Below are 16,888 nucleotides of genomic sequence, written 5' to 3'. Positions count from 1 at the left end.
TTACGCCTCCTTCTTGGTCGAAGCAACAGAGCTGGCGTCCACGGACGCAGCACCCGCAGCACTGCCCGCAATATCGAAGCGAGCGACATCCGCGGCGCTCGTGCGACCGGTCACAATGTCAAACGCCAGCTCCTCTGCCTGCGCATGTGTCTTGCCGGCAGCCTCGCTCGCGGCGACAATCGCCAGCACACGCTCGTACTCGGTCGGAATGACCTTCACAAAGTGTTTGCTCATCGTCTCAAAGCTGTAGAGCAGCTTGATGCCGCGCGGGCTCTGCGTCGCGTCCACGTGCTCCTGGATGAGCTCGCGAATCTGCGCCAGCTCGCCGGCCGTCGGGGCCTTGAGCTCAACGCTCTCGTGGTTCACGCGGGCATCGAGCGTGCCGTACTGGTCAAAGACGTAGGCCACGCCACCCGTCATACCGGCGGCGAAGTTCTGCCCGACCTCGCCCAGGATGAGCGCCAGACCGCCCGTCATGTACTCGCAGCCATGGTTGCCGCAGCCCTCGACCACCACGGTGGCACCGGAGTTGCGTACGCCAAAGCGCTGGCCGGCCAGGCCGTTGATGAAGCCACGGCCGCTCGTGGCGCCAAAGAACGCAACGTTGCCCACGATGATGTTCTCGTCGAACTTATAGGTCGCATGCGGGTTGGGGCGCACCGACACCTCGCCGCCCGAAAGGCCCTTGCCAAAGTAGTCGTTGGCGTCGCCGCACACGTTGAGCGTAATGCCGCGCGGCAGGAAGGCGCCAAAGCTCTGACCAGCCGATCCATCGCAATCGATGGTGATGGAGCCGGCGGGCAGGCCCTCGGGATGTGCCTTGGTCACCGCGTTACCCAGGATGGTGCCCACGCAGCGGTTGACGTTGGCAATATCGGCGCGGAAGCGAATCGGACGCAGATGTGCGCGGGCGTCGGCCGTGTAGGGCACGAACAGCGTGGAGTCGAGCGTCTTGTCGAGCTCGCTGTCCGCGGCCATCTGCGGCAGGAAGTGACGACCGTCGGCACCCGGGATATGGGCACCAAACTCGCAGGTCGCGCTCGCCAGCACGGGCGTCAGATCGAGCAGGTTAGCCTTGCGGTTGCCCGGGATCTCGATCTGGCGCAAGCACTCGGGATGGCCGACCATCTCGTCGACGGTGCGGAAGCCCAGGCTCGCCATGGCCTCGCGCAGTTGCTCGGCAACAAAGAGCATAAAGTGCTCGACGTGCTCGGGCTTGCCGCGGAAGCCGCGACGCAGGCGGCAGTTTTGCGTGGCGATGCCGGCGGGGCAGGTATCCTGCTGGCAGTCGCGCTGCATGAGGCAGCCCATGGAGATGAGCGGCATGGTCGCAAAGCCAAACTCCTCGGCGCCCAGCAGGCAGGCAACGGCGACATCGGTACCGTCCATGAGCTTGCCATCGGCCTCGAGCACCACGCGCGAGCGCAGGCCGTTTTGCAGCAGCGTCTGTTGAGCCTCGGCAAGGCCAAGCTCCAGCGGCAGACCGGCGTGCCAGATCGAATCGCGAGCAGCGGCACCCGAGCCGCCATTGTGACCGCTGATCAAGATCTTGTCGGCAGCGCCCTTGGCCACACCGGTGGCGATGGTGCCGACGCCGGCCTCGCTGACCAGCTTGACCGACACGCGCGCGCCAGGATTGGCGTTCTTAAGGTCAAAGATGAGCTCGGCCAGGTCTTCGATGGAGTAGATGTCGTGATGCGGCGGAGGCGAGATCAGGCCGATGCCGGGCGTGGACTGACGGACCTCGGCAATCCAGGGGTAGACCTTCTTGCCGGGCAGGTGGCCACCCTCGCCGGGCTTGGCGCCCTGGGCCATCTTGATCTGAATCTCGAAGGTACTGCACAGGTAGCGGCTCGTCACGCCAAAGCGCGCACTTGCCACCTGCTTGATCGCGGAGTTCTTGGAATCACCGTTAGCCAGCGGGGTCTCGCGACGCGGATCCTCACCGCCCTCGCCGGAGTTGGAACGGCCGTGCAGGCGGTTCATGGCGATGGCCATGCACTCGTGTGCTTCCTTGCTGATGGAGCCGTACGACATGGCGCCGGTGTTAAAGCGGCGGACGATGTTGAGCGCGGGCTCGACCTCGTCGAGCGAAACCGGCGTGCGGCCGCTGGCATCAAAGTCGAGCAAGTCGCGCAGACGCACGGCACGGCCGGTGCGGTGCAGGCGGGCGCTGTACTCCTTAAAGGTGTCGTAGCTGTCCTCACGGCAGGCGGTCTGCAGCAGGTAGACGGTCTGGGGGTCGATGAGGTGTTCCTCGCCGCCGAGCGGGCGCCACTTGGTCAGGCCCAGCGTGGGCAGCTGATCGGGAGCCGGGCTCTTAAGGATAGCGAGCGCGGCGTCGTAGCGCTCGTTTTGCTCGCGTTCAACGTCCTCGACACCCATACCGCCCACACGGCTCACCGTGCCGGCAAAGTACGCGTTGACGAACTCCGGCGTAAAGCCCACGGCTTCGAAGATCTGCGCCGAATGGTAGCTCTGCACCGTGGAGATGCCCATCTTGGACATGATGGAGACGATGCCCGCCGTCGCGGCCTTGTTGTAGTTGGCGATGCCCTGCTCGGCCGTCACGTCCAGGTCGCCGTGTGCCGCCAGATCGCGGATGCACGCATGTGCGTTGTACGGATAGATGCCGCTCGCGGAGTAGCCCACCAGTGCCGCAAAGTCGTGCGGAGACACGGCGTCGCCGCTCTCCACCACGATGTCGGCAAAGGTACGCACGCCGGCGCGGATCAGGTGGTTATGCACGCAGCCCACAGCGAGCAGCGACGGCACGGGCACCTCGCCCGCAGCGGCACGATCGCTCAACACCACGATGTTCACGCCATCGCGGACCGCAGCCTCAACGTCCTCAGCAAGCTGCTTGAGCGCAGCCTGCAGCGCGCCCTCGCCGGCATCGCGGCGGTAGACGGCACGGAAACGGCGGGTCTTAAAGCCCACGCGGTCGATGGCGCAGATGCGGTCAAACTCTTCCTCGCTCAGCAGCGGACGCTCCAAGCGCACCAGCTGGCAGGCTGTACGGGAGTCCTCGAGCAGGTTGCCGTGGTTGCCCAGGTAGAGCGTGGTCGAAGTGACCATATGCTCGCGAAGGGCGTCGATGGGCGGGTTCGTGACCTGAGCGAACAGCTGATAGAAGTAGTCAAAGAACGAACGCGTCTTCTTGGACAGGCAGGCCAGCGGTGCGTCGATGCCCATCGAGGCGAGCGGGGCCTTGCCCTGCTGGGCCATGGGACGCACGACCTCGTCGACGTCATCCCAGTGGTAGCCGAGCTTGGCCATACGCACGGCGGCGGGCACCTCGGCGTCCTCGGCGGACGCGGGCGCGGCGGGCTCATCGAGCGCGTCGACGGTCAGCGTCTCCTCGGCAATCCAATCACGGTAGGGCTTTTCCTTGGCGTAACGGGCGCGCAGCTCGTCATTGTAGATGACGCGCCCGCGGGCAAAGTCGACCTCGAGCATCTGGCCCGGTCCCAAGCAGCCGCTCGTCAGGATGTTCTCGGGGCTCACCTCGATGGTGCCCACCTCGCTTGCCAGCATAAAGCGACCGTCGCGCGTCACGTAGTAACGAGCGGGGCGCAGGCCGTTGCGATCGAGGGCGGCGCCCAGCGTGCGACCGTCGGTAAAGGCGATGGCCGCCGGGCCATCCCACGGCTCCATGAGCATGGACTGGTAGGCGTCGTAGGCACGGCGCTCCTCGCTCAGGCTGTCGTTGTGGTCCCACGGTTCGGGCAGCAGCATGGACGCGGCACGCGTGAGCGGACGGCCGTTCATGACCAGGAACTCAAGCACATTGTCCAGAATCGCGGAGTCGGAACCCTCGCGGTTGATGATGGGCATCACGCGCTCAAGATCGTGCTGCAGCACGGGGCTGTACAGGTTGGGTTCGCGGGCGCGAATCCAGTTGACGTTGCCCTTGAGGGTGTTGATCTCGCCGTTATGGATGATAAAGCGGTTGGGGTGCGCACGCTCCCAGCTGGGCGTGGTGTTGGTGGAGTAGCGCGAGTGGACGAGCGCCACGGCCGTTTTGACGGCGGCGTCGTTGAGGTCGATGAAGAAGCGGCGCATCTGCGTGGCGACCAGCATGCCCTTGTACACGATGGTGCGCGAACTCATGGAACACACGTAGAAGATCTTGTCTCGCAGGGCAAACTCGGCATCGGCCTTCTTTTCGATGGTGCGGCGGCACACGTACAGGCGACGCTCAAAGGCATCGCCGGCGGGCGTGTCGTCCGGACGGCCCAGGAAGGCCTGCAGGATAGTGGGCATGCAGGCGCGGGCCGTCTCGCCCAGGTCGTGCGGGTCGACGGGCACCTCGCGCCAAAAGAGCAGCGGCACGCCGGCCTCGGCACAGCCCTCCTCAAACACGCGGCGGGCATCCTCTACGCCCTTGTCGTCCTGCGGGAAGAACAGCATGGCCACGCCATAGTCGCCCTCTGCCGGCAGAATCTGACCGCACTTTTGAGCCTCTTTACGGAAAAAGTGATGCGGAACCTGGAACAGGATGCCAGCGCCATCGCCGGTATTCTTCTCGAGTCCCGTGCCGCCGCGGTGCTCCAAGTTGACCAGAATGGACAGCGCATCGTCCAGAATCTGGTGATGGCGCTCACCGTTGATATCGGCAAGCGCGCCGATGCCACATGCATCGTGGTCGAATTCGGGGCGATAAAGGCCCTGCTGCTGAGCGGAATCTGCCTGCATCGCGATCCTCCCCTAGATATTAGTCAGTCAGTTGAATAGGCATACTAGGAGCATCGCCGGCCCGCTGTGTTTCCCGCCCGTTTCGAAACAATCGCGTAACGCACGCCGGCCATCAACGTCTTGCTATCAAACGTGTACGTCAGCGCCCAAGTTCGACCTGTAAACTCACCGCTTCAAACATCTCAATCTGTAACAGGAGGAGCCGATTTTGGCGCCTAGATGTTACAGATTGAGATTATCTGCGGGACGGTTTTGGTTTGTCTCGATCTGTAACACGAAGGGCCGGTTTTGGCGGTCAGCTGTTACAAATCGAGATTTTCCATAGGACCATTTCTTCCTGTCTCGATCTGTAACAGCTAGGCCCAATTTCCATCCCCAGTTGTTACAGATCGAGACATTTCGGCAGTCCCCTTGCGCCATCCTATTCAAATACAACTATTTTGTTAGTCTTGGTTAACTTTTGAACCTAAAACGGGTATCCTTTGCGGCGTCAAGCAAACGGCACGCACACTGTGCCAGATCAAGGAGGCCCCTATGGCGCACCGAGCAGACCAACAGACGATGCAACTCGTCCTTATCCGTCACGGAGAATCCGAGTGGAACAAACTCAACCTGTTCACCGGCTGGACCGATGTTGAGCTCACGGACACGGGCCGCGAAGAAGCCGCCGCAGGCGGTCGAGCCCTCAAAGAAGCCGGTTTCGACTTTGACGTCTGCTACACTTCGCGCCTCAAGCGCGCGATCCACACCCTCAACATCGTGCTCGGCCAAATGGATCGCGAGTGGCTGCCCGTCATCAAATCCTGGAAGCTCAACGAGCGCCACTACGGAGCGTTGCAGGGTCTCAACAAGGCCGATGCCGCGGCAGAGCACGGCGACGAGCAGGTGCTCATCTGGCGCCGTTCCTTCGATGTCTGCCCGCCGGCGCTCGAGCCGGGCGACAGTCGCGACCCCCACACCCAGGAGCAATACCGCGACGTCGCGCCCGATCAACTGCCCTATACCGAGTGCCTCAAGGACACGATCGCCCGCGCCTGGCCCTATTTCGAAGACGAGATTCGCCCCCAGATGCTCGCCGGCAAGCGCGTACTCATCGCCGCGCACGGCAACTCCCTGCGCTCACTCGTCATGAAGCTCGAGCACCTCACGCCCGAGGAGATCCTCAAGGTCAACATCCCCACCGGCGTGCCGCTCGTCTACACCTTCGATACCGATTTCAATGTCCTCGACAAGCGCTACATCGGCGACCCGGCGACCATCGCCGCCAAGATCGACGCCGTGGCCAATCAGGGCAAGGCGCGCAAGTAGCCCAAACCTAAACCCAGAGCGTGGCGCCGCGCAACCCAAGTGCAGCGCCACGCCACCCCAACGTAGGAACCAGCCATGCTCAACCATCTCAAACAACACTTTGGCTCGCACCGCACCGGAGGCCACGGAGGTCTAGACATTGCGCGGCATATCGGCCCCGGGCTGCTCGTGACCGTCGGCTTTATCGACCCGGGCAACTGGGCCTCCAATATGGCCGCGGGCTCGCAGTTTGGCTACGCGCTGCTGTGGATCGTCACGCTGTCCACGATTATGCTCATTGCGCTGCAGCACAACGCGGCACACCTGGGTATCGCCACGGGCGCCTGTCTTGCCGAGGCCACGACCCGCTTTCTCCCCCGCATCGTGGGACGCGCGGTGCTCGGCAGCGCCTATCTCGCGACCATCGCCACCACCATGGCCGAAGTCCTGGGCGGCGCGATTGCCCTTCAAATGCTCTTTGGGCTACCCGTGCGCGCGGGCTGCGTCATCGTGGCGGCAGTATCGATGGCGATGCTCATGACCAACTCCTACAAGCGTGCCGAACGCTGGATCATCGCCTTCGTAGGCGTGGTAGGACTCTCGTTTTTGGCCGAGCTTGCGCTGGTCAAGGTCGACTGGCCGCAGGCCGCCGCAAGCTGGATCACACCCAGTATGCCCACTGGCTCTGCCGCGATTATCGTGAGTGTCCTGGGTGCGGTCGTTATGCCCCACAACCTCTTCCTGCACTCCGAGGTCATCCAATCCATGCACTTCGAAGGCCAAGGCGAGCGGGTTATCGAAGAACGCCTTCGCTACGAGCTCTTCGACACGCTCTTTTCGATGGGCGTGGGCTGGGCAATCAACTCGGCCATGGTCATCCTGGCCGCAACGACCTTCTTTGTGCACGGCATGGTCGTAGACGACCTCACCGTCGCAGCGGCCACGCTCTCCCCCATCTTGGGCCCGGCGAGCTCGGCCATCTTTGCGGTAGCGCTGCTGTTCGCGGGATTATCGAGCAGCGTGACAGCGGGCATGGCGGCGGAAACCATCACTGCAGGCATGTTCGACGAGGAATACGACATCCACGACCGACATTCCTCGGTCGGGGTGGCGGCCTGTTTCGCCGGCGCAGTGGCGGCGTGCCTGGTCGTCCCAAATCCTTTTGAAGGTCTCATCTGGAGCCAGGCACTGCTGTCGCTTCAGCTGCCGATTACGGTCTTTGTGCTCATACGACTCACCAGTTCACGCCGCGTCATGGGCAAATATGCCAATTCGCGCCCGCTCAACGCGCTGCTCGTAGGGATCGGTGCCATCGTGACGATTCTCGATGTCGTGTTGTTGACAGGGATGTAATGGGGCGGGGCACCTACTCAGGCAAACGTCTCGATCTGTAACATCTAGACCCGCTTTCGATGTCTAGATGTTACAGATTGAGATCTTCTGCCGGACGGTTTTGGTTTGTCTCGATATGTAACAAGTGGGCCCAATTTCCACCGTTAGATGTTACAGATTGAGACAAAAGGTCGGCCGGACTCACAACAGGCAGGATCGGCTAACAGCAGCCGTGATCCCTTAGGGACGGAAGAAAAGGGCCCCGGCCGAGAATTCGACCGGGGCCCTTGGACAGAGCTATGTGTTGCTGCAAGTCGTGTGCCTGCGAGCTACTCCTCGACGAGCTCAAACTGATCGGGACCGACGCCGCACACCGGGCACACATAATCCTCGGGCAGCTCGGGCGTATCGACCTCAACCTCGTAACCGCAAACGACGCACACGAACTTATACGTCTTCTTCTCCTCAGCCATGATGTTCTCCTCTCGAACGTGACTGGTGATGTACTTCATTTATCAGTATAGATTCTCAATAATATAATGCAAGTATTTTTAAAACATTTCTAGCCTTGATACGAGGACGCCTTCGGAGGCGTCTTGCCCTTCAGGACCTTATGGTAGTAATCGTAGGTGAGCGGCGCCTCGTTGCTCAAGCGCTCGGCATCCTCGACCTCGCCGATAAAGAGCAGGTGCGTGCCCACGTCAACAGTGTCGATCAGACGGCAGCTAAACAGGGCCGCCGCGTGCTCGGGAACATAGGGCATGCCCAGAGCCGTCTCGTGGGTCTCGTATTTGGCAAACTTGTCGTAATCGCTGCTGGTGCGGAACCCAAAGTTACCGATGTAGAGCATGTCGGCGGTCTGATCGATCACGGTCAGCGCGAACGCTTTGGCCGATACGATGACGCCCGAGGTGACGTTGTCCTTGTTCACGGCAACCGAAATGCGCGGCGGCATGGACGTCACCTGCACCGCAGTGTTGATGACGCAGCCGGCGCGCAGCCCGTCTGCCGCGGCGCTCACCACGTACAGACCGCTCGGCATGGTAAAGAACGCAGTTTTGTCCATAACAATCACTCCCCTAACCCGGGTTGGAACCTCATGGATGTATGTACCCACAAAAAAGGCAGCGCCCATAACGGACGCTGCCTTTGAAACATATGTGTCAGAACAGTAAGAAAGATGAGACACCCGCAGTTGCGGTGAAATAGGGACTGAATAGCCCCCTCAAACAGGCAAACCAGTCCGTATTCCACCGCAACTTATGAAGGACGGTCAGCGGTTGCGTTCCTTGAGGGCGCGGTCGATCTCGCGTTGGACATCACGCTTGGCCATGTCCTCGCGCTTGTCGTAGAGCTTCTTGCCGCGACCCAGGCCCAGCAGCAGTTTTACGCGACCGTCGGTATTAAAGTAGAGCTCCAACGGAACCAGCGCATAACCACGGTTGCGAAGTTTGCCGTCAAGAAAGTCGATCTCCTTGCGGTGCAGCAGCAGACGGCGCCGACGGTCGGGATCGCGATTCCACACGCCACCATGGCTATAAGGGTGGATATGCAGGCCGACGAGCCAGCACTCCCCACCACGAATCAGTGCGAAGGTATCGGTAATCTGGCACGCGCGCTCGCGAATCGACTTGACCTCGGTACCGCTCAGCTCAATACCACACTCAAACGTCTCATCGATAAAGTACTCGCGATGTGCCGAGCGATTCTTGGAAATGAGCTTGCGCTCGCGCTTACTGGGCATCGCCGGCCTCCTTGGCGCCATCGGCGTTTGAGCCCGCAGCCTCGCGCTTTGCCCTGCGCTCGGCATTAAGCTCGGCATCGCTCTCGCGCACCAGCTTGATAATCGCCGCGCATGCCTCCTCGCCCACCAGGTCGCGGGCACGGACCGTCAGACGCGTAGCCTCCTGCTTGTCGCCGTCGCTTGCAGCATCGGTCGCGCACATGATCAGGCAGATGGCGATCTCGGCCGAAGGCGAGGTCGGCACGCCCTGCAGGGCGAGCTCACCCATCACATGGTCGTCACTCTCGTCCGCGGCATCCGGATAGGTGGTATGGATCTTGTTGAGCAGGCGCGTCGTATGCGCATCATTGGGCGCCAGGCGCAGCGCCAGACGCGCGCAGCCCACGGCAGCCGAAATGTTCTCGGTCTCGGGCTCCAAGAAGTACTGACCCAAGTTGGTGTAGGCGCGTGCGGCGCACTTACCGTCGCTCGCGCGCTCCAGCACCGAGAACGAGAGCGATGCCCACTCCTGCTTGTCCTCAAGCGCGCGGAACAGCTCGGCCAAGTCCAAGCGATAGTTGCAGTTCATGGGATCCCAACGCACGGCCTGCATCAGGGCATTCCGAGCACTCACATAATCCTGCTGGCGAATGTAGGCAAACGCCATGTCGGAGTACAGGCGGTCAAAGGGAACCTCGACCTGCACCAGCTCGCGCGGATCCTTCTCCACACGGCGATAGGCCAGGCGCTCAAACTTGCTGTCGAAGCTAAAGTACTGGCGCTTCTCCTCCGTCTTGCACTCAGCGTCGATATACTCCTCGGCGAGCTCCACCAGACGCTCAAGCAGCGGCGTCGCCGTAGCCAGGTCGCCCTGCGCCAGATAGTTCTCGGCATACGTGATGTCTTCCAAGCTGATAGGCAGGTCCATGACAACTCCTCGGTCCGGGCGGCAGACTCAACGCGCGCCTTAAATATCGGTCAATACACAAAACCCGGGTCTCTTACGAGGCCCGGGCGTTCAATTTTGGTAGCCCGTACCAGATTCGAACTGGTGATCTCCGCCTTGAGAGGGCGGCGTCCTAAACCGCTAGACGAACGGGCCATATGTAGCAAATGCAATGGCTGGGATGGAGGGAGTCGAACCCCCATTGACGGAACCAGAATCCGCTGTCCTGCCATTAGACGACATCCCAATGACTGCATCGCTGCGCTCGGCTGTGCCTTTGCGCAAGAAAGAAATATACGGGAAGTCCGACCGTGACGCAAGCCCCAATTTTGACTTTTTTGAAATTCAGTCAAATACGGCCAACACGTGAAGGACCTGTGAAGCGCCAGCGACACGTACGGCGCCAAAGCCCGTAAAACATCCCGCATCTACCGCTGGTAGATTACAACAATGCAGCACTCACGGCTGATGGCACAATCGAACCGTCATCATTGCACGGATATCGAGGCGCCATGGACGAAGAGCTTGATTACCTATGGGAGACCCTGGGCCTCGAGATCACTGCTGACCTTTGGCCCGAACGGGACAAAATCCATCCCACTCTGCGCCCCGCCATCACGGTGATGCAGGCAAAATACCGCCGTGCATCCTTTTTGATCATGCGGATGTCATGGCACGCGGGACTCCCCGACCTTAAGCGAATCCAGGCAAGCCTCGTCGAGCTGTCCGGTATGCCGACCGTCATATCCGAGGCGCACCTGGAGCAGCGCCAGCGCGAGCGACTGCAACAGCAGCGGATCCCCTTTATCTGCCCCGGCGTTCAGGCATATCTGCCCTTTATGGACGAGGAGTACTGGAGCGGCAAGCCCAACAAGCACGTAAAGGTCTACGATCCGCACGAATGGGCGCAGTTGGAGGACTGACTGGGGCAAGCCTGCCGGCGGAAAGTGCGTCCCAGATTTCAAGCTCAAACTGGTCCCCACTTTCCCATCGAGCCCTCAACCGGAAACCGTATCCCGTAATCGAAGCTCAAAACGGGTCGCACTTTCCGCAGCCGCTACAGCAACGCCTCGGCCCAGGCCGCTTCCCTAAAGCCGGGGATCGCAAAGTCGTCGCCCACCAGCAGCGGGCGCTTAACCAGCATGCCGTCAGTCGCCAGCAGCTCATAGCATTCCTGGTCCGTCATACCCGCATCCAGGCGCGCCTTCAGGCCCAGCTCTCGATATTTCATGCCCGACGAGTTAAAGAAGCGTCGCACCGGCAGCCCCGAACGAGCAATCCAAGTCGCAAGTTCATCGGCCGCGGGATTGTCCGTAACGATATCGCGGTCGATATACTCAACCCCATGTTCATCCAGCCATGCCTTGGCCTTTTTACAGGTCGAGCACTTGGGATATTCAACAAACAGTACGGTCATGGGAATCCTCCGAATATAGATCGGCCAACGCAGGTACACACCATACGAGGCGCCTTCGCATGATGGGGCAATTGTAGCCCACGGGCCACACGCTAAACGAACCGTACCCCAAATCCGCGTTTGATGAACGGCAGCAGCTCCATTGCCTCGGACGTGATATGGCCCGCAACGTTCATGCGCTCGTCGCCGGGAAGATCGACCCGCGAAATCTCAAGCTCGCCTTCGTAGCGCCCATAGCCGCTATTGCTCACAGCGATCGACCCCGCCTTTCGCGGCCGGCCGGCACCGGTATCCGCCGGCACGGAATCTGGCTTAAGCGTCGTGCGCGACTCCTGAGACCTAAAGATGAGGGTGCTCGAATCGGGCCGGTCATGATGAATCTGCCCACGTACATAGGCATAGCCGGACTCAAGCTCGCATTGCAAATCCACGTATCCGGCAGAAACTTGAGCAAACTGTGCCCAACCCGCATCGGAAAGATCGGGGTCGCCGACCAAAACAATGTCGCAATCGGCGCCATGTGCGAGCTCAAGCATGTTGAGGGCAACCTTTGACGCGCGACCGCGCTGCGCCTCAACCGTCGGCAGTCCCTCGAACACCGGCCCGCGAACGTTGGCATCGCCCGGCACAAAAGCCATGATTTCGAAGCCGAGCGCCGCAAGACGAAGATTCGTCCGAGCAACATCTTCAAGAGCTAAACCGGTATAAGGCTTGGGATAAAAATTGTGGCAGGCGGCAAAACGAGTCACATCGGCACCGGCTTCTCGCCACGATGCGATTTCATCAGAACTCACTGTCGATGCATTGACCACAATGCGAAATACACCGGACAGCTCCGCGACCCGCTGGGCACTAAAGCCATAGTCCAAACGAAGGTATTCCAGTCCCAAATCGCGCAAGTCCTCGATGCGCTCAAGCCCGAGCAAATCGCACGTTCGCGGCCCCACATCGGCAATGAGCGCAATACCGCGAGCGGAAAGCAGCGACAGCGCCTGGCGAACCTTATCGGCATACGCCGCTCCCCCATCCTCGGGAATATGCAGCGAGGTAAACGCATAGCGCGCACCCGCCGCGGCACCACGCTCAATTGTCCGCTCAATATCCTGCAGAGGGCTGGAAAGATAAATCGAAATACCCGTTTTCACGCTTCAACGCTCCTTTAAAAAAGGCCGGCGGAGCAGTTAGCCCCGCCGGCACAACCATAGCATCAAGAGATCTGCGGCACGTCAAGACGTTCGAATGACATAGCGCGCAGTATCAGGCTACTCGCCAAAAAACTCGTTGATCTTCTGCTCGTCCACGCCAAAGAACCACGTCAGGACAAAGCCGGCGACATAGGCAAGCAGCATAGCGGCAACGTAGCCGAGCTGCTGACCAGGAACGACGATCAACAGGCCAAACAGACCGGAAACACCCTGGGAAACCGTGCCGATGTGAAGCAGCGCTGCAAGCGCGCCGCCAAATCCGGCACCCAGGCAGGCCGTCACAAACGGACGAACGAGCGGCAGCGTAACGGCATACATCAGAGGCTCGCCCACGCCCAGGATGCCAACGGGGATGGACTCGGCGACATACTTCTTGAGCTTGGCGTTCTTGGTCTTAAAGTACAGCGCCAAACCGGCACCGACCTGGCCGCCGCCAGCCATCATAAGGATGGGCAGCAGGTAATTGATGCCCTTGGTAGCGCCGTCGGGATCGTTGAGCATAGCGTGGATCGGCGTGAGCGCCTGATGCAGGCCGACGGACACCAGCGGCAAGAAGCCTGCCGACAGGATATAGCCGCCCAGGACGCCCAGCTTCTCGAAGATAAAGGTGAGGACGCTAAAGATCGCGGCCGTCAGCCAAGCGCCAACCGGCTGGATGACAAGCATCAGAGCAAAGGCGCCGATGATGAGCACCAGCAGCGGGGACAGGAACGTATCGAGCGCGTTGGGCATGACCTTGCGAATCTGACGCTCCATCCAGGCGAAAAACGCACCAGCGATGAGAGCCGCGATCATACCGCCCGCTGCGGGGTTGTACTGCGCATTGGTGAGCGGCAGCAGAATGGCAGTGGCAGGATCAGCAGCGCCAGGCGCAAGCAGGGGCATGGCGCTGTTGGCGATGCACATCATGCCGGCGATACCGCCCAGTGCAGCGGAGCCACCAAACTCGCGCGCTGCGTTATAGCCCACCAAAATGGGCAGATAGGCGAAGAGGGCCCAACCCATGGAGCGAATGCCCTGATACCACCACTCGCCCGCAAGCGCACCCGCCGTCGAGACATTGATGACGTTGCAGATACCGTTAATGAGGCCAGCCGCAATGATGCCGGGAAGCAGGGCGACGAAGACGTTGGAAATCTTCTTAAGGAAGGCCTGAACCGGTTTGGACTCGTACTTGGCCTTCTGCGCGGCCTTGTTTGTGGCCGCAGCGTCAACTACGCTCTCGTCAGCAACGCCTTTCGCAAGGCCGGTGAGCTTGGAGAATTCCTCGAGCACCTTATTCACCTTGCCCGGACCCAGCACGATCTGCATCGTGTCGTCCTCGACCAGGCCCATCACGCCGTCGAGTGCCTTAATACCCTCCGTGTCAACGTTGCTCGTGTCTTTGACGGTCACGCGCAGGCGCGTCATGCACGCCGCGTTTGCGAGCACGTTGTCTTTACCGCCCAAAAGATCCAGCAGCTTTTGAGCCAGCTCTTTGTTCGTCATAACTCCTCCTTGTATTGGGTATCTCTTCTTGATGTCATATCTACTCACGCCGTGCACCTATTGGGCATCGGCATTGCTCTTCTCATGGCCCCTCACCGCAGCACGGACATGGCCGCGCGCCCGCTCAAGAGCTACCGCAGCCTGCTCGGCATCGCAGTCCAGCAGCACCGAGACAATAGCGGTTTTTACGTGGCCGCCGGCATCTGCAAGCGCCTGAACAGCGCGCTCGCGCGTGCAGCCGGTCGCCTCCATCACGATGTTCTGGCCGCGCACCACCAACTTCTCGTTCGTCTGCTGTACATCGACCATCAGGTTTTGGTACACCTTGCCAATCTTGACCATGGCACCGGTCGAAATCATATTGAGAATGAGCTTTTGGACCGTTCCCGCTTTGAGCCTCGTTGAGCCGGTCAGCACCTCGGGACCGGGCACGGGCTCAATGGCAAGATCCGCGCTCTCCCCGATCTTCGACCCTTGGTTACAGGCAATTGCGATGGTCTTGCACCCAGTTGCTTTGGCGTACACAAGGCCGCCCACCACATAGGGAGTACGACCGCTTGCCGCCAGGCCAACGACAAGATCCTTATCCGAGAGTCCACGCTCCCGCAGGTCGCTCACGCCAAGCTCCTCGCTGTCTTCGGCGCCTTCGACGGCCTTGATAAACGCCGTCTCGCCTCCGGCAATGAGCCCGACGATCAGATCGGGTGACACGCCAAACGTGGGCGGACACTCCGAAGCGTCGAGTACGCCCAGACGACCGCTGGTGCCTGCGCCCATGTAAAAGACGCGCCCGCCGCGCTCGAGTGCCTCAGCAGCCCAGTCGATTGCTGTGGCAACCTGGGGCAACACTTTCGTGACCGACTGGACGGCACGAAGATCCTCATCATTCATCGTCGTGACGATTTGCAGCGATGTCATCGTATCGAGGTCCATTGACCTTTGATTACGCTGTTCGGTCGTGAATTTTGTTAAATCGAGCATTTCATTCACCTCATCTTTCCTGTTTCTCGATGTAGTTTTGCTTAATGACATGCGTCGCCCGCTCGTAGTCGCTGGCAACGTAAGCAGCGTACAGGGCATCGACAACCATAAGCTGGGCCATACGCGAGGCCATGGCACCGCTGCGGACCAAGGGCTCGCTTGCAGCAACGCCGAGCACGGCATCGGCCATGGTGGCAAGCTTGGATGATCCATCTACTTTGGTAACGGCCACAACAGGACAGTTGTGACGTTGAGCCTCGGCGGTGCAGTCCAGCACCTCTTGCGTCAAGCCCGAGTAGCTAAAGGCAATGCCGATATCGCCTTCGTGCATGTTCTTGGCACACAGGAGCTGATCATGCCAGTCGTCGTACAGATGGCACTCTTTGTCGACACGCATGAGCTTTTGCGCCAGATCGTGCGCGACCAAACGAGAGGCACCGATACCGAACAGATTGACCGCGCGTGCCCGCTTAAGATGGGCCGCGCATCGCTCCAAGACGGTGTAATCGAGGGTTCGCGCCGTCGCCTCGATCGTGCGCACGTTGCTTTTCATCACCTTCCCCACGATACGTTCGACGCTGTCATCCATGGAGATGTCCTCGAGGGCAACGTCTTTCTTGTCACCCAAGAGCGCCAGTTCGGCAATCAGTTCGCGCTGGAACTCCTTGTAGCCCGCAAAACCCAAGCGCTTGCAAAAACGCAAAATGCTCGAGGGCGAGGAGAACGTGGCATCAGCAAGACTGCGGACGGACAGCCCGATCACCTCATGCGGATGAGCGCTCACGTATGCGATGACATTGCGTTCCGCCGGACTCGCGCTGAGCTCACGCTCGCGAAGCCGCAAAAGCAATCCGTTTGCCATCTCAAACACCTCCGTTGAGAAGAATTAAAGACCAACGAACGATTCGTACCGGATATAAACAGCTTTTACGGTACATTGTGCCGCATCGTGGCGCACAAAGGGCGAGCGTTCTACCGCTCGCCCCTCAAATCCGACCGCTCGGAAATACGCGCGACACAAAATAATTCAACAAGGTCGCATTATCAGAAACGGGTTTGTTACCGGCTAGCGCCTCGCATGGGCGCCAATCGGACGTGCCGCAAACCCCTACCCCGCCTCGCGCATCCAGCGATCGAACGTCCCCACGCACACGCCCAGGCACTTTGCTGCCTGGCTGCGGGTAATATTGCCCGCCTCATAGCTATCGCGTACCAGATCAAACTGAGGAGGGCACGGCTTGCGAGGTCGACCGAAACGGACCCCTCGCGCCCGCGCCGCTGCAATTCCCTCCGCTTGGCGCCGATGGATATTCTCGCGCTCCACCTGCGCCACGTAGCTCAGCAGTTGCAGCACAATATCGGCAATCAGGGTGTTGGTCACATCCGGCGCGCCGCTGGCCCTGGCGCGCGTGTCAAGCAATGGCATGTCCAACACCACAATGGCAACCCCGAGCTCCTTGGTAATGCGTCGCCATTCCTCAAGAATCTCGGAGTAATTACGACCAAGTCGGTCGATAGAAAGCACCACCAGCACGTCCCCGTCTCCCAGGACGTGCAGCAGATCGCGATACCGCGGGCGATCGAAGTCCTTGCCGCTCGCATGGTCGGCATAAATATTCGCCGAGCCCACGCCATAGGCGCCCAGCGCATCCAACTGCCGATTAAGATTCTGATCGCGCGAACTCACCCGCGCATAACCGTACACCGTCGCCATCTCATCCCCGCTTTCTTGTAAACCTGCCAAAAAGGGACAGGTTTATTTTGGTAGGATGGGACTGCGGACGATTTCTTGGACCGCTACGCGGCCCTTC

14 protein-coding genes and 2 tRNA genes are annotated in these 16,888 nt (G+C 60.4%); 3 read left to right on the top strand and 13 right to left on the bottom strand.

All coding sequences use genetic code 11. The features are described from left to right. A complete protein-coding gene (gltB, locus tag DW151_RS08585; RefSeq protein ID WP_118335393.1) occupies positions 1–4,698 on the bottom strand; it encodes a glutamate synthase large subunit in 4,698 nt (1,565 codons plus the stop codon). 561 nt (positions 4,699–5,259) lie between these two features. On the opposite strand from gltB, the gene gpmA reads away from it, so the two are divergent. Together gpmA and DW151_RS08575 are read left to right on the top strand one after the other, a co-directional pair. Further along, on the top strand, positions 5,260–6,006 hold the full coding sequence (gene gpmA / locus DW151_RS08580) for a 2,3-diphosphoglycerate-dependent phosphoglycerate mutase (RefSeq protein ID WP_199579931.1): 747 nt from the start codon (positions 5,260–5,262) through the stop codon (positions 6,004–6,006). 75 nt (positions 6,007–6,081) lie between these two features. Continuing rightward, positions 6,082–7,338 (top strand): Nramp family divalent metal transporter, encoded by a 1,257-nt coding sequence (locus DW151_RS08575; RefSeq protein WP_118335390.1) that lies wholly within the window; start codon positions 6,082–6,084, stop codon positions 7,336–7,338. A 308-nt stretch (positions 7,339–7,646) separates the two neighbouring features. On the opposite strand, the gene DW151_RS08570 is transcribed toward DW151_RS08575, so the two are convergent. From DW151_RS08570 to DW151_RS08545, 6 genes are all read right to left on the bottom strand, one after another. Further along, positions 7,647–7,790 (bottom strand): rubredoxin-like domain-containing protein, encoded by a 144-nt coding sequence (locus tag DW151_RS08570; protein ID WP_055251878.1) that lies wholly within the window; start codon positions 7,788–7,790, stop codon positions 7,647–7,649. Between the two features lie 89 nt (positions 7,791–7,879). After that, entirely contained in the window at positions 7,880–8,383 is a 504-nt protein-coding gene (locus DW151_RS08565; RefSeq protein WP_118335389.1) for a flavin reductase family protein, read from the bottom strand. A 207-nt stretch (positions 8,384–8,590) separates the two neighbouring features. Further along, positions 8,591–9,061, bottom strand: coding sequence for an SsrA-binding protein SmpB (smpB, locus tag DW151_RS08560; protein ID WP_118335387.1), 471 nt, complete (start codon positions 9,059–9,061; stop codon positions 8,591–8,593). Next, positions 9,051–9,968, bottom strand: a complete 918-nt coding sequence (locus DW151_RS08555; RefSeq protein WP_117564212.1) for a hypothetical protein — start codon at positions 9,966–9,968, stop codon at positions 9,051–9,053. The genes smpB and DW151_RS08555 overlap by 11 nt, the downstream gene beginning before the upstream one ends. A gap of 97 nt (positions 9,969–10,065) precedes the next feature. Continuing rightward, positions 10,066–10,142: transfer RNA gene (locus DW151_RS08550), tRNA-Glu, on the bottom strand. A gap of 17 nt (positions 10,143–10,159) precedes the next feature. After that, positions 10,160–10,233, bottom strand: a tRNA-Gln gene (locus DW151_RS08545). Positions 10,234–10,498: 265 nt separating this feature from the next. On the opposite strand from DW151_RS08545, the gene DW151_RS08540 reads away from it, so the two are divergent. Next, positions 10,499–10,909, top strand: a complete 411-nt coding sequence (locus DW151_RS08540) for a hypothetical protein (RefSeq protein WP_117564211.1) — start codon at positions 10,499–10,501, stop codon at positions 10,907–10,909. A gap of 134 nt (positions 10,910–11,043) precedes the next feature. On the opposite strand, the gene DW151_RS08535 is transcribed toward DW151_RS08540, so the two are convergent. From DW151_RS08535 to DW151_RS08510, 6 genes are all read right to left on the bottom strand, one after another. Continuing rightward, the gene (locus tag DW151_RS08535; protein WP_118335385.1) at positions 11,044–11,403 is read right to left on the bottom strand and encodes an arsenate reductase family protein; all 360 of its coding nucleotides are present in this window, start codon (positions 11,401–11,403) and stop codon (positions 11,044–11,046) included. A 92-nt stretch (positions 11,404–11,495) separates the two neighbouring features. Then, positions 11,496–12,548, bottom strand: coding sequence for a MupG family TIM beta-alpha barrel fold protein (locus DW151_RS08530; protein ID WP_118335383.1), 1,053 nt, complete (start codon positions 12,546–12,548; stop codon positions 11,496–11,498). Positions 12,549–12,665: 117 nt separating this feature from the next. Next, a complete protein-coding gene (locus tag DW151_RS08525; protein ID WP_118335381.1) occupies positions 12,666–14,096 on the bottom strand; it encodes a PTS transporter subunit EIIC in 1,431 nt (476 codons plus the stop codon). Between the two features lie 57 nt (positions 14,097–14,153). Then, positions 14,154–15,077: an N-acetylmuramic acid 6-phosphate etherase gene (gene murQ / locus DW151_RS08520; protein ID WP_118335428.1), complete on the bottom strand. Its 924-nt coding sequence runs from the start codon at positions 15,075–15,077 to the stop codon at positions 14,154–14,156. Positions 15,078–15,087: 10 nt separating this feature from the next. Next, positions 15,088–15,939 (bottom strand): MurR/RpiR family transcriptional regulator, encoded by an 852-nt coding sequence (locus DW151_RS08515; RefSeq protein ID WP_118335380.1) that lies wholly within the window; start codon positions 15,937–15,939, stop codon positions 15,088–15,090. 246 nt (positions 15,940–16,185) lie between these two features. Continuing rightward, the gene (locus tag DW151_RS08510) at positions 16,186–16,791 is read right to left on the bottom strand and encodes a recombinase family protein (RefSeq protein ID WP_117775816.1); all 606 of its coding nucleotides are present in this window, start codon (positions 16,789–16,791) and stop codon (positions 16,186–16,188) included. Positions 16,792–16,888 lie beyond the last annotated feature (97 nt).

Source organism: Collinsella sp. AM13-34 (assembly GCF_003473055.1).
Lineage (GTDB): Bacteria > Actinomycetota > Coriobacteriia > Coriobacteriales > Coriobacteriaceae > Collinsella.
Note: the sequence above shows the minus strand (reverse complement) of the source record. Positions and strands in the feature narration are given on the sequence as shown.